Origin of the sequence: Formosa undariae, assembly GCF_042427615.1 — a bacterium.
Lineage (GTDB): Bacteria > Bacteroidota > Bacteroidia > Flavobacteriales > Flavobacteriaceae > Formosa > Formosa undariae.
Genome location: NZ_JBHMEZ010000003.1, coordinates 715,476 through 729,551, shown reverse-complemented (window position 1 = coordinate 729,551; position 14,076 = coordinate 715,476). Strand labels below are relative to the sequence as shown.

The 14,076-nt window shown below is 33.3% G+C and carries 10 protein-coding genes; 9 read left to right on the top strand and 1 reads right to left on the bottom strand.

Annotated features, from left to right (window positions below):
- Positions 1 to 8 precede the first annotated feature (8 nt).
- The 7 genes from ACFFVB_RS06465 to ACFFVB_RS06435 all read left to right on the top strand — a co-directional run bounded on the left by ACFFVB_RS06465 (position 9) and on the right by ACFFVB_RS06435 (position 9,442).
- Complete coding sequence (locus ACFFVB_RS06465; protein ID WP_382381901.1) at positions 9 to 836, top strand: carboxylesterase family protein; 828 nt, start codon at positions 9 to 11, stop codon at positions 834 to 836.
- 33 nt (positions 837 to 869) lie between these two features.
- Complete coding sequence (locus ACFFVB_RS06460) at positions 870 to 1,934, top strand: glycoside hydrolase family protein (RefSeq protein ID WP_382381900.1); 1,065 nt, start codon at positions 870 to 872, stop codon at positions 1,932 to 1,934.
- A 32-nt stretch (positions 1,935 to 1,966) separates the two neighbouring features.
- Positions 1,967 to 2,152, top strand: a complete 186-nt coding sequence (locus ACFFVB_RS06455; protein WP_382381899.1) for a hypothetical protein — start codon at positions 1,967 to 1,969, stop codon at positions 2,150 to 2,152.
- 240 nt (positions 2,153 to 2,392) lie between these two features.
- Positions 2,393 to 4,729 (top strand): glycoside hydrolase family 95 protein, encoded by a 2,337-nt coding sequence (locus tag ACFFVB_RS06450; RefSeq protein ID WP_382381898.1) that lies wholly within the window; start codon positions 2,393 to 2,395, stop codon positions 4,727 to 4,729.
- A gap of 169 nt (positions 4,730 to 4,898) precedes the next feature.
- Complete coding sequence (locus ACFFVB_RS06445; protein WP_382381897.1) at positions 4,899 to 6,008, top strand: glycoside hydrolase family protein; 1,110 nt, start codon at positions 4,899 to 4,901, stop codon at positions 6,006 to 6,008.
- A gap of 79 nt (positions 6,009 to 6,087) precedes the next feature.
- On the top strand, positions 6,088 to 8,205 hold the full coding sequence (locus ACFFVB_RS06440) for a Sip1-related alpha-galactosidase (RefSeq protein ID WP_382381896.1): 2,118 nt from the start codon (positions 6,088 to 6,090) through the stop codon (positions 8,203 to 8,205).
- A gap of 385 nt (positions 8,206 to 8,590) precedes the next feature.
- Positions 8,591 to 9,442: an alpha/beta hydrolase gene (locus tag ACFFVB_RS06435; protein WP_382381895.1), complete on the top strand. Its 852-nt coding sequence runs from the start codon at positions 8,591 to 8,593 to the stop codon at positions 9,440 to 9,442.
- A 544-nt stretch (positions 9,443 to 9,986) separates the two neighbouring features.
- Here the strand turns inward: ACFFVB_RS06435 and ACFFVB_RS06430 are convergent.
- On the bottom strand, positions 9,987 to 10,985 hold the full coding sequence (locus ACFFVB_RS06430) for a GntR family transcriptional regulator (RefSeq protein WP_382381894.1): 999 nt from the start codon (positions 10,983 to 10,985) through the stop codon (positions 9,987 to 9,989).
- 137 nt (positions 10,986 to 11,122) lie between these two features.
- On the opposite strand from ACFFVB_RS06430, the gene ACFFVB_RS06425 reads away from it, so the two are divergent.
- Together ACFFVB_RS06425 and galE are read left to right on the top strand one after the other, a co-directional pair.
- Positions 11,123 to 12,769: a sodium/sugar symporter gene (locus tag ACFFVB_RS06425; RefSeq protein ID WP_382381893.1), complete on the top strand. Its 1,647-nt coding sequence runs from the start codon at positions 11,123 to 11,125 to the stop codon at positions 12,767 to 12,769.
- A 34-nt stretch (positions 12,770 to 12,803) separates the two neighbouring features.
- A complete protein-coding gene (gene galE / locus ACFFVB_RS06420) occupies positions 12,804 to 13,829 on the top strand; it encodes a UDP-glucose 4-epimerase GalE (protein WP_382381892.1) in 1,026 nt (341 codons plus the stop codon).
- Positions 13,830 to 14,076 lie beyond the last annotated feature (247 nt).

Below are 14,076 nucleotides of genomic sequence, written 5' to 3'. Positions count from 1 at the left end.
AGATTGAAATGAAAAACCATATTGCAGTATTTATTTTTGTATTCAGTCAATTTGCAACTGCCCAAATATTTTTTTCAGATAAGGATTCAGGTGATAAGATTTCTGAGCATCACTTGTCTTTTTATGAAAATAATACGACCGCTAATATATACACCAACAAGAATGGACAGGAAATGCTTTATCGGTTATTTTTGCCAGCCAATTACGATCCTCAGAAAAAATACCCATTAGTATTAGCTTTTCATGGAGCAGGTTCTAGAGGAAATGATAATCTTAAACAATTACGTCCTTGGGTTGCCGGTTGGATGGATGAAGAAGTGCAAAAAGACCATCCTTGTATTATTTTAATGCCTCAATGTCCTGTAAAACAGCAATGGGTAAATGTACCTTGGAAAGACGGTTCTTATCCTTTTAAAGCTGTTCCTATTAGTAATCCGATGAAACTTTCAAAAGAAATTTTTGATAAAATTGTAAAAGAATATGCCGTTAATGAAAATCAAGTGTATGTAATGGGAATGTCTATGGGGGGTTATGGTGCATGGAATTTTATGATGCGATATCCTAATTTAATTGCCGGTGCCATTCCAATTTGTGGAGCAGGAGATCCAATGATGGCAAAAAAGATAAGGAAGATTCCAATTTGGGCATTTCATGGTGATAAAGATAAAACAGTCCCATTATCGGGATCTACAGACATGATGGAGGCCTTAATTGATTTTAATAAAAATAAGGCGCGATTAACTATTTATAAAGATGTTGGTCATAATTCATACGAACTAGCTTGGAAGCAGCCCGAATTAATAGATTGGCTTTTTAATCAGAAAAGAAATAATTAGTAAATTTTATAAGTGCTATAAGTCAAAATAACCATGAGTAAACTCTTAATTAAATTTTTATTGATAGTGTTTTTAAGTCATTCTATAGGTGCTGTGTCTCAAGACATGAATAAAAGCTTAGACATCAATAAAATGATGCAACCTTTGAGTAAAGATGGAATTTTTAGGGATTCGTTATATTACAATTGGGGTGGTTCTATAATTAAAGGAGAGCAAGGTAAATACCATTTATTCTATTCGCGATGGAAGCGTGCATATACGTTTAATGGATGGTTAACTTTTTCTGAAATAGCACATGCTGTATCAGATGCTCCCACCGGACCATGGCAATATAAGGAAACGGTTTTAAAAGGTAGAGGTGCGGGCCATTGGGATGAAATTACAGCACATAATCCTAAAATAAAATATTTTGAAGGTAAATATTACCTGTATTATATCGCGACCAATTTGGGAGGCAAAGCGTATAGCACAGAAGATTTAATCTATTTGAGTACAGCTTCTTTAAAAGAGGAAAATAGAGGGATTTTACGTAAAAATCAAAGAACAGGAGTCGCTGTTTCAAATTCGATTAATGGACCGTGGGAAAGAATGGGGAAACCTATAATAGAGCCTTCTGGCCCCATAGCAACAATAACCGTTAATCCCGCAATTGATAAAGGAAAAGATGGCAATTACTTCTTAATTGTTAAAGGTGATAAGCCTAACGAAAAAAAGTTTATAAGAAATCAAGCTATTGCGGTTTCGAAATCTCCAATCGGACCTTTTGAAATACAACCAAATCCTGTGATAGGGAATTTAGACACCGAAGATGTTTCCATGTGGTTCGATGATAAGCAGGATGTGTTTTTTGCGGTATTTCATGCCCATTCTTATATTGGATTAATGATGTCTAAGGATGGTTTTCATTGGGAGAAAGCTGATAATTATCAGATCGCCCATAAGAAGATAGCACTTGAAGATGGTACATTTTTAGTTCCGAATCGAATGGAGCGTCCGTTTGTTTATTTGGAAGAAGATCAACCACAAGTATTGTGCGTCGCTATAAAAAAAGGAAATGATTCTTATACTCTGTTTATTCCCTTAGAAAATAACGATTAAGGTGTGTTCGAAAATTTTAGAGTATCTATTACATGCTATTTTTAAAGTATATTTCTAGAAATGGCTTGGAAAAGGTAACGTGGAATGATAATAGTTCGTTACTGATGGTTGAAGATGAGTTGCAAAAAGAAAAATATTATTTAGTAATGGGACGCATGGGAGCGGGAGAAGGGATTGTGAAAATGAAATTATTTGTGAATACGACAAAGCCCGTGTAGAAAAATCATTTCCTGTAAATACTAAAGCAAATCCATCTAAAAAGGGTAATTGGCCGAGAACGAGATGCGACAAATGATCTTGGACCCGAATCTTTTGATGGTGCAATTGCTCGTTTTTTCGATTTTTGAAAGACCATTTTTAAATGATGAATTAAAAATACTTTTAGGTTATTTATAAGACGAATATAATATCAACTAATTAACTAAGACAAACCCTAACTAACACAAGTGTAAAACGATATGAAAACACAAAGCATAATAACTAAAAGTAAATTAATAAAGAAGGTTACTTGCTTGTTAATTGTAGCATTTAATTTTTTTGGCTGTAATCAAAAAGAAGAGGAGAAAATAGAAACGCCTTTAAAGATCTGGTTTGAACAACCTACTAAAAAATGGAACCAAGGGCTTCCAATTGGAAATGGAAATTTAGGTGCCATGATATACGGAACAGCTGCTAAAGAAATTATTTGTTTAAATGAAGAAACGATTTGGACAGGTGGCAAAGATTACAATCGGGATAAAGAAGATGCTGGTAAACATATTGCTACCATACAAAAACTGTTATTCGAAGAGAAATATATGGAAGCTGAGGCCATGGTTCAAGACAAAATTTTGGCAGACCGTTTGCCAACAGGCAAAGCGACTTACCAAATGTTAGGAAATTTATTTATAGAATCTCCAGATTTAGATTCTATTGTAAATTACACGAGAGAATTGGATTTGAATACATCCATTGCAACAACTCATTTTGAAAATAAGGGCGTAACTTATACTAGAACTTATTTTTCTAGTTTTCCTGATAAGGCCATGGTTTATAAATATTCAGCAGATAAAGAAGGGAAAATAAATTTGGCATCTTGGGTTAAAAGAAATGAGCAAACCAAAATTTTAGTTTTAGATAATAAAATTGAATTTTCCGAGCACGTAGGTGATGGTCACGGCGTTTCATTTCATGCGATTATTCAGTTTGAAACGAAAGGTGGAACTTCAGAAATTAAAGATGGAAAATTAGTAATTTCTAACGCAGATGAGGTTTTAATTAAAGTGGTCGCAAATAGCGATTACCGAGGTTTAATTCCTGAAGACGAAAATAAAAGAGCTTTAAGTAACATAGCAGAAATGCCTTACCAAAAACTCCTTAAAAATCATATTAAAGACTACCAGTCTTTATTTCACAGACTATCTTTTCAAATATCAGATAGCACAGGAGCCGACTTGCCTACAGATGTCCGTTTAAAGAACGTAAAAGACGGCGATGCAGATAATTATTTAACTCAGTTACAATATCAATTCGGACGCTATCTATTAATCAGTAGTTCTAGACCGGGGAATTTACCTGCTAATTTACAAGGAATTTGGGCTGATGGATTTACGCCACCATGGAATTCAGATTATCACATTAATATCAATATTCAAATGAATTATTGGATGGCGGAAATGACAAATCTTGCGGAGTGTCATGAACCTTTTTTAACTTATGTGGGAGATTTAAGGGAAATGGGGCGTATTACTGCCAAAAAGGTATACAATTCAAGAGGTTTTGTAGCACACCATACTAGTGATGCATGGCATGCTACTGCTGCTTTCGGGAAAGCAAGACATGGTATGTGGCCTATGGGAGCTGCTTGGGCATGTCAGCATTTGTATACACATTATGAATATACAGAAGATAAGGACTATTTACGTGAGGAGGCCTATCCTATAATGAAAGAGGCTGCTTTGTTTTTTGTCGATTTTATGGTTAAAGATCCTAAAACAGGATTTTTGGTAACCGGACCTTCTGTATCTCCAGAAAATAACTTTTTAACTAAAGAAGGTGAAAAAGCGACTTTAAATATGGGGCCTACAATGGATCGTGAAATCATTTTTGAATTATTTAATAATTGTATTGCAGCAGCAGACATTCTAAATATAGATCAAGATTTTAGTGCAATTTTAAAAAGTAAACTAGAACAAATGCCACCGCTTAAAATAGGAAGTGATGGTCGCTTGTTAGAATGGGTAGAGGAATTAAAAGAGGCTGAACCAGGACATAGACATATTTCTCATTTATATGCGTTGCATCCTTCTAATCAGATTTCAAAATCAAAAACACCTGAACTGTTTGAAGCAGCTAAAAAAACAATTGAAGGTCGATTGTCTAAAGGTGGTGGACATACAGGATGGAGCAGAGCGTGGATTATTAATTTTTATGCGCGTTTGTTAGAAGGTGAAAAAGCTTATGAGAATATTTTAGCATTACAGCGCAAATCAACCTTACCAAATTTATTAGACGTACATCCTCCTTTTCAAATTGACGGGAACTTTGGTGTGGTATCTGGAATTACAGAAATGTTGATGCAAAGTCATAACGGGGAGGTGCATTTGTTACCTGCATTGCCAATCGCTTGGGCATCAGGAAATATTAAAGGAATCATCGCTAAAAAAGGATTTGAAATTGATATGACTTGGGAAGCAGGGAAATTAAAAAATGTGATTGTCACTTCTAAATTAGGAAATACTTTAATGCTTCGGTACGAAGATGAAGTGAAGGAAATTGAAACTAAAAAAGGAGAAAGACTAGAGTTTAATTATTAAAAATACTTCTTGCGAAACCACCTTTATAACAAAAGCAATGGGAGATAGTCTTTTATAATTAGGGAGGTATCATTTTTACCCCATTATCGTATCAATACTATGCATTATGTTTTTTTTGTTTTAGATAAGTTGCATAGAGTAAAACAATAAAAAAGAACAGCGTAGTATTATGACAAATAGAACAACAAAATTTATTGCTATTACGATGTGCTCTTTTCTATTTATGTCTTGTCAAGAGAAAAAAAAGGAAGAGTCTAAAAACACCGAAATGCAAATTGAGACGCCTATTGCAATGTCCGATCAATGGGAATTTATTGGAGAAGCAGTAAATGAACCGGGTTATGATGTTTGGGGAAGCTCACCGATAAGAGATGCGCAAGGGAATGTACATCTTTTTAGTGCAAGATGGTCTTCTGAAACTCCTTTTAAAACTGCTTGGCGTTACAATAGTGAAATTTCACATTATGTAGCGAAAAGGCCAGAAGGCCCATTCCATTTTGTAGATGTTGTTGCACAGGGAACAGGAGGCGATAAATGGAATGCTGCCGGTTTCCATAATCCAAGTATTAAAAAAATAGACAATCAATATGTTTTGGTCTTTATAGCTAATGATGGCGCAAAAAATCATGGAGCCAGCCAGAGGATAGGCATGTTGGTTAGCGATAACCTAAATGGACCTTGGATTGAAAAATCAAATTCCGACGAGCCTTTATTGAGTCCGCCAAACGATCCTTCAATTTGGTGTTACAACAGTGGACTTGGTGTGAACAATCCAACGCTTATTAAACATCCAAATGGAAAATATCATTTATATTTTAAAGCCATGGCTGGTCCTAAAGGAACAGGTGCAAAAGTAAGTATGGGGCTTGCTATTTCAGATAAATTAGAGGGGCCTTACGTTTTCCAGCCTAATCCAATTACTACGAATGAAGTGCGAATAGAAGATGGTTATGCGTTTTTATGGAAAAACAAAATATGTTTAATGACTACAGATAATCATGGTATACTTGAAAAAGGAGGTGGTTTACTTTGGGTTTCAGATGATGGAATTAAATTTGAATCTGGACCTTTATCTGGATTTCATAATTTTCAGAATTTTTACCTAGATGGTAAGATTCCAGAAGGAGCAAATGCACGATATGGTACTAGTGTTAAGTTTGAAAGACCTCAATTATTAATGGACGATAATAATGAACCAGAATACCTGTATTGCCCTAGCGGTGTTGCCTTAGATGGCAGTGACGGCTCAAACAGCTATGTGTTAAAATATAAGAAATAAAACAGTCTAAAATAGAGGATGCGACTATTGTGTTTATTTTGAAACCAATTGTTTCCTTTAAACAGTATAAAATCTAATAATGAATAATATTTTAGTTAAGATTTCAAAATTTTTATACTCATCATTCACTATTTTTAGTATCGTTATTATGACAAGTTGCGATGATAAAAATGGGGTGATTTATACTGGTCTAAAAGAAATTCCGAGTACTATAGATGTAAGTGAACTTGCTTCTGACGGGATTTTTGTACTACAAAAACAAGTATTTACTCTAGACAGTAAAGGTATAATTGCTGAGATTATTTTAGAGCTTCCGGAGTATCAAAAAGGTATGTATTATCGCCCTTTTTCTGAAGTAAAAGCTTCAGGAAATAGAATGGAAGCCCTTTGGTTTGATGCTGTTTCAGATTTATTAAATTATAAGCAGATAAAACCCAGAGAAGACGATAATATGAAATATGGGAGTTTAATATTACTTAAAAAAAAGAATGGAAATTATCTAGCTATTTTGCCAATAGTCTCTACATATGTGGGAAATACTTTTGATGTTGCTGCTAATAATTTTATTCTAAATACAGCGACTTATGGTACAGAATCTGTAAATGTCGAGATTCCACTTTTTTCATATGCGGAAGCATCAAATCCTTACGAAGCGAATCAAAAAGCATGGGCGTTGGCTAAAGATGCAGAAGGAGTAAAAGGAAATTTTAATTGGCGTTCAGACAAGGAATATCCTATTCCTTTTCAATATTTAGGATGGTGTTCATGGGAACATTATAAATCCAATATTAATCAAGATATTATAACCAATTCCATTGAAGATATAAAGGCAAGTAATTTACCTATTCGTTGGGTATTGATTGATGATGGGTATTTAGATGAAAAAAACCGTCAATTACTATCTTTTGGTGTCGATAAAATTAAATCTCCTACGGGGTGGAAATCCATTACAGATTTAAAAGATGACAAGATAAAATGGATGGGAATTTGGAGAAATTTCAACGGTTTTATGGATGGAATCTCTACAGAAAATACTTTAGACGAACTTTCTGTGAATTTAGATACTGTCTTTTATGGAAAAAATAATCAGAAAAGTAGAATGGTAACAAAAAACGATGCCATTTCTGCCAATGCTTTTTATGATGCCATGACAGCCGATACAAAAGATAATAGATTTGATATGATTAAAGTAGATTTTCAATCTGTTAATTTACAATTTAATAAGGGAAGAGAAAATGCTGTTCTAGGCGTACATCGTAATAATAGAGCCTTAGAAGAAAATGTAATTAAGAAAAACTTAAAATTATTGAACTGTATTGCGATGCAAAACTTTAATGTTTTTAACCAAACCTATAGTAATGTTATTCGTTCTAGTGTGGATTATAAAATTGATGAAGATCGTATAGATTTAACTATTGTTCACAATTTTACTAATGCGCTTTGGTTAGGTCATGTGCATTGGTTAGACCAAGATATGTTTCATACAAGTTATAAGGAAACAGCTCGTTTAATGGCAGTTTCAAGAGCCATTTCGGGAGGTCCTATTTATTTGTCAGACGAAACTAAAAATATAGATGCCACCTATTTGACGCCTTTAATGTATAAAGATGGGGAGATTATTGGTACGCTTGCTCCTGGAGTGCCTTTACCAGAAAGTTTAGAGCAAGACCCGTATGTCGGAAAAAAAGCATTTAAGGTAATAGCACCACTTCTAAATGAAACAGCCGTTATTATGGCTGTGAATTTAAACCGAGGAACTACTATTAATTCATCCATTTCTTTAACCGATTATCCTAATGCTGGAGGAATGATTCAGCCGTATAAAGGATTATGGGAAATTCCCGTAGAAGGCATTTTACTTTACGATTCTTATAAGAAAACAGCACAGCCGTTAATAGCTAATTATAATTTTGAATTGCAAACACGTGAAGAACGATTGTTTCAATTGAGTCCGATTATCAAAGGATGGTCTGTTGTTGGACGTGCCGATAAATTTTTGTCTGCAGGAACGGTAAAAGTAAAATCTATTTCTAACACAGAAATCAGATGTAGTATGAAAGAAGTAGGAGAATTAACAGTTTGGAGTAGTAATGGCATTCCTGAAATTAACCGTATTCCGTTTAATGATTTGGGTGATAATTTATATGTTTTTAATGTTTCAAATGAGAAAATAAATGACATAATAATAACAAGATAATGTAGCGATTCAAAAAATGATAAAAGAATATGAAAAGGTTTGGTGTGCTTATAACAATCTTCCTATGAAAACAGTACGGTATCAACTTTGTATAAAAAAGATTACAAAAGACATTTTAAAGAAAATGCCGATTCAAAAGTGAATTTGCTAAGACAAAACTAATTATATAATTTGTTTAGAGAATATTGTTTAAAAATGGATTTTAAAGGGATAATGTTGAGACGGCTATAATAAGTGATTTAAATTATAATCGCATAATATATTCTTATTTTATTATTTTTAGCAAGTGTTTCCTCAAACTATATTTTTCTAATACTAAATGTTTATGGTAGTGCAATAGTTTAAAGATATGGTAACTAGGTGAAAAAAATAAAATATAAAGATAATGAAAAATATTAAAATATTCTTAACACTAATAATGATAGTATGTGCATGTATAGCAAATGCACAAGTTTCCTTTGAGCCAGATAGTATTGTTACATACAAATCTACAGCACAAGGTGACTTGAAGATGACTATTTTTAAGCCTAAAAAGTATAAAGTTTCAGATGATAGCCCCGTGATTGTTTTCTTCTTTGGAGGCGGTTGGTCTGGAGGTAGCACAGATCAATTTTATCAGCAAGCAAGATATTTTTCAGATAAGGGTTATCTAGCTATTTCTGCAGAATATAGAATTTTCAGTAAACACAAAACATCTCCTTTCGAGAGTGTTACTGATGCTAAATCTGCGGTGAGATGGATTAGGGCGCACGCTTCAGAATTAGGTGTAAATCCTAATAAATTAATTGCATCCGGAGGGTCTGCTGGTGGTCATATTGCAGCTTGCACAGGTGTAATAGAGGGCTATGATGAGGAAGGTGAGGATTTGAAAATTAGTTCTGTGCCTAATGCAATGATATTGTTCAATCCCGTTCTAGATACCACAGAAAAAGGGTATGGAGTTAAGAAAGTCGGAGAGGATAGAAAAACGGATATTTCGCCTTGTAATCATGTGCACTTAGGAATTCCTCCTACGCTAATATTTCATGGGACTGCAGACAAAACGGTACCATTCGAAAATGCTGAACGATTTGCATTTCTTATGAATGAGGTTGGAAATACCTGTGAATTAGTGTCTTTTGAAGGTGAAGATCATGGGTTTTTTAACGGCTCTTTTTTTAGAAAAAATAGTACGGATGAGGTTTTTAATATAACTATGAAAAAATCATTTGAATTTTTGAATGGATTACATTTATAGTAGATTATAACAGTTTCTGGTATGCCTTTTAAAACCTCATTAATTAAGGGACAACGTCATTTATTAATGGTATGTTCATGAATGATGTACAGTTAGATATCAATGTCGTTTCAATGGGGGAGATTTATTCTTATTCTAGATATGATTCTGTATTTATAGGAAAATCGTATCTAGACGGTCATGGGAGATAAAATTTTATTCCACCAGAAAAAGGAGACAAGGATTCCTGTTTTAGATTGCTAATGAATGCACCCAGAATACAATAATTCAATATACTACGATACTAAAGATTCTACACATAAATCGCGGGGTGGATATGATACGTTAAGACAAACTGATAGCTCAATACAGTATATGAGTTCTAAAAAAGACTCAGAAAATCCGTGCTTATTAGTGCTTTCTTTAGGAATGCCATGCTCCTTATCGTTCTGCTCCAAACAAATATAAGGACATGTTTAAGCTTGAAAATATAAAATTAAGTGCTAAAAAGTGTATTCTAGTCATTCAACTAATCAATTGAAAAATTAAATGTAGATTATCGAATTTATAGAGAATTTCTAAGAATTAATGTGTTCATATTTTCTATTTGAAGCTGCTCTTTATTCTTAATCATGTGTGCTAAGCGTTCTCCCATTTTATTGAAATCTGTAGAGATAGTTGTAATGCCGCCTTCAACAATTTCTTTTAGAAGCGTATCATTATATGATATTATGCCAATCTCTTTTGAAAGTATTAAACCCTGTTCCTTTGTTTTTTTTATAATTCTCAATAAATTTTTATCATCAGGAATTATGTATACTTCACCTTTTGTAACAATTCTATCTTTTAATGAGGTGATAATTTCATGTTTTAAATGGTTTGCTTTACAGAATTTTTTAAATCCTTTAAGCATGCCTAATGGTTGAAACTCTTCTGAAAAGTGAAGAATGATGGAGTCGTATTTTTCGATAAGAGGTAATGCTTCGCTTAAATGCGTGTATATATCATTTTCGAAATTTTGATAAATTGCCGCATACTGTGCTAATTCAGGATGCGTTTGATCTAAAATATAGACTTTTTCTTTTGGCAATTTTTCAATAACTAAATTGGTGTTTTTAAAATTAGCGGGCATAATTACGTAATAATTATAAGCTCCTATATTTTCATATATTAATTTACTAAAGATATTTTTATTAAAGTGATGAAAATAAATATCTACTCTAATATTATCATCTAAATTATTAATAAATGAACTGTATAAATCTTCTTTAAACGAATTAAGTTCATCGAATAATAAGAATACTTTTTGGCTAACGTCTATGTTTTCATTTAAAACATAATACCCCTTTCCAACAATAGATTGTATAATGCCTCTGGTTTTTAACTCATTAAAGGCCATTAAAACAGTGTCTCGAGATAGTTTGTGTGTATCCCTTACGTTATTTATGGACGGTAATTGGTCTCCTTTTTTTAAAGAACCCGAAATAATGGCATCTTCAATAGAAGCAATAATCTGCTTGTATTTAGGGATTCCTATATTTTTCTTGACGTTAATAACACTCATCTTACAAAGGTATATAAAATATAAAAACAACTAGTAGGTACTAGTTGTTCTTTTTGAATTATTTTAATATATTTGACATATTATATTAACAAACTAAACTTTTTGAATTGAAAACTAACAAATTAACAAACTAGACTATGACAAGTGGATTTGAATTTTGGGATTACTTCGTTTTTATAGCGTATGCTATACTTATTTTAGGAGTCGGATTATGGGTGTCTAGAGATAAACCAGGTCATGAAAAAAACGCCGAAGATTATTTCTTGGCAAGTAAATCGTTGCCGTGGTGGGCAATTGGTACCTCTTTAATTGCTGCAAATATATCGGCAGAACAATTTATAGGGATGTCCGGGTCTGGATTTGCATTAGGTCTTGCTATTGCTTCTTACGAATGGATGGCGGCCATAACATTAATTATAGTTGGGAAGTATTTTTTACCCATTTTTATAGAAAAAGGACTGTATACAATTCCGGAGTTTGTAGAGAAACGATTTTCTACTAATTTAAAAACGATTCTTGCTGTTTTCTGGATTGCACTTTATGTGTTTGTTAACCTAGCATCCGTGTTATACTTAGGAGGTTTGGCTATAGAAACAATAATGGGAGTAGACATGATGACAGCTATAATTTGCTTAGCATTGTTTGCTGCTGCTTACTCCATATATGGTGGATTATCTGCTGTAGCTTGGACTGATGTTATACAAGTTGTCTTTTTAGTTTTGGGAGGTTTAGCTACAACATATTTGGCTTTAAATACTGTTTCAGGTGGTGAAGGTATGTTTGCCGGTTTTACGAAAGTAGTAGAAGCTGCACCTGATAAATTTCATATGATTTTGGATGAATTCAATTCAGATGGATCTACAAATGCAAATTATCTTAATTTACCTGGAGTTTGGGTTTTAGTAGGTGGTTTATGGGTTGCCAATATTTATTATTGGGGATTTAACCAGTACATTATTCAAAGAACCTTAGCCGCAAAATCATTAAGAGAATCTCAAAAAGGTATTCTATTGGCAGCGGCACTAAAAATTGTAATTCCACTTATTGTTGTAATTCCTGGAATTGCAGCTTACGTTATGGTAAATGATCCTGAAATTATGGCTGGATTAGGTGAAGCAGGTCGACTAAGTTTACCTTCACAAGGTCAGGCAGATAAAGCTTACCCGTGGTTATTACAATTTTTACCAACGGGACTTAAAGGTGTTGCTTTTGCAGCATTAGCAGCTGCAATCGTGTCGTCTTTAGCATCGATGTTAAACTCTACATCGACTATTTTCACAATGGATATTTATAAACAATATATCAATAAGAATGCGAGTAGTAAGACTACCGTAAATGTGGGACGTATTTCTGCTGCAGTAGCTTTAATAATTGCCGTTATAATGGCACCGCTTTTAGGGGGAATAGATCAGGCTTTTCAATTTATTCAAGAATGGACTGGTATTGTAAGTCCAGGAATTTTAGCTGTATTTATGTTAGGATTGTTTTGGAAAAAAACAACCAACAATGCAGCTATTTGGGGTGCACTTCTATCAATTCCAATAGCATTAGCGCTTAAATTTATTCCTATTCCAGGCTTAGAACCTTGGATGCATCAAATGGGATTAACAGCAGTACTTACTATGCTTGTTATTATTGTAATGAGTTATATTCAAAATAAAGGAGCAGACGATGAAAAGGGAATTACATTATCAAAAGAATTATTTAAAACATCACCTCTATTCAACATTGGGTCTTTTATCATCTGTATTATCACAGCGGCATTATACTGTTTGTTTTGGTAAATAATGTTTAATGATATTATATAATTAACGAGATATGAAACATAAAATTATTGTAACAGGCGGACTAGGGTTTATTGGTTCGCATGTTGTAGTTGAACTTCAAAATGAAGGATTTGAAGTCGTTATTATTGATGATCTTTCAAATTCATCTGTAGCGGTTTTAGACGGTATTTATGCAATTACTGGACAGATGCCAATTTTTGAAAAATTAGATTTACGTGAAAAAACCAATGTTGTCGATTTTTTTAAGCGTCATCATGATGTTGTTGGTGTTATTCATTTTGCAGCATCTAAGGCGGTTGGAGAAAGTGTTAATCGTCCGTTGTTGTATTATGAAAACAACCTAAATTCTTTAATTTATATCTTACAAGCCCTTTATAAAAAGGATAGAGCAAATTTCATCTTTAGTTCTTCTTGTACTGTTTATGGTCAGGCAGATAAGCTTCCTATAACCGAATTGGCAGCAATAAAAAACGCAGAATCTCCATACGGAAACACAAAACAAATAGGTGAAGAAATAATTAGTGATACGTGTAAAGTTTCTGATAACTTAAAAGCAATAGCACTTCGTTATTTTAACCCAATAGGAGCACACGAGTCGGCGAAAATTGGAGAATTACCAATAGGAACACCTCAAAATTTAGTGCCTTTTATTACACAGACAGGTGTCGGTATACGCCAAGAATTATCTGTTTTTGGTAATGATTACCCAACCGAAGATGGTACATGCGTTCGTGATTACATTCATGTTGTAGATCTTGCCAAAGCACACGTTGCCGCTTTAAAACGACTTATAAATGACGACAATAGTACGAATTACGAAGTTTTTAATATCGGAACAGGAAAAGGATCTTCTGTTTTAGAAGTGATTAATGCTTTCGAAGAGGTTTCAAATCAGAAACTGAATTATAAAATTGTTGAGCGTAGACAAGGTGATGTGGTTGCAGCTTATGCCGACACCACTAAAGCAAATGATATTTTAGGATGGAGTGCTAAATTAAATTTAAAAGATGCCTTATCTTCGGCATGGAAATGGGAGCAGGTAATTAATAAAAAGTAATACTTTTTATTCAAATAATATTTGATAAAAGTATAAATATTAAAATCTCAGATTAATGTTAATCTGAGATTTTTTTTGTTTTAAATATTTAGGCAAAGGAAACTAGCAGGTTAATTAAACGTAGATGCTAATAAAAAAACAGAGTACACTTTGTTTTTAGTAAAGGGAGTACAGTATGTCTACTCATGGGTTTTTCTAATGTTTTAGTGCTCTTTTTATTAGAATTAACGCTTTGGTTTCTAGTGTT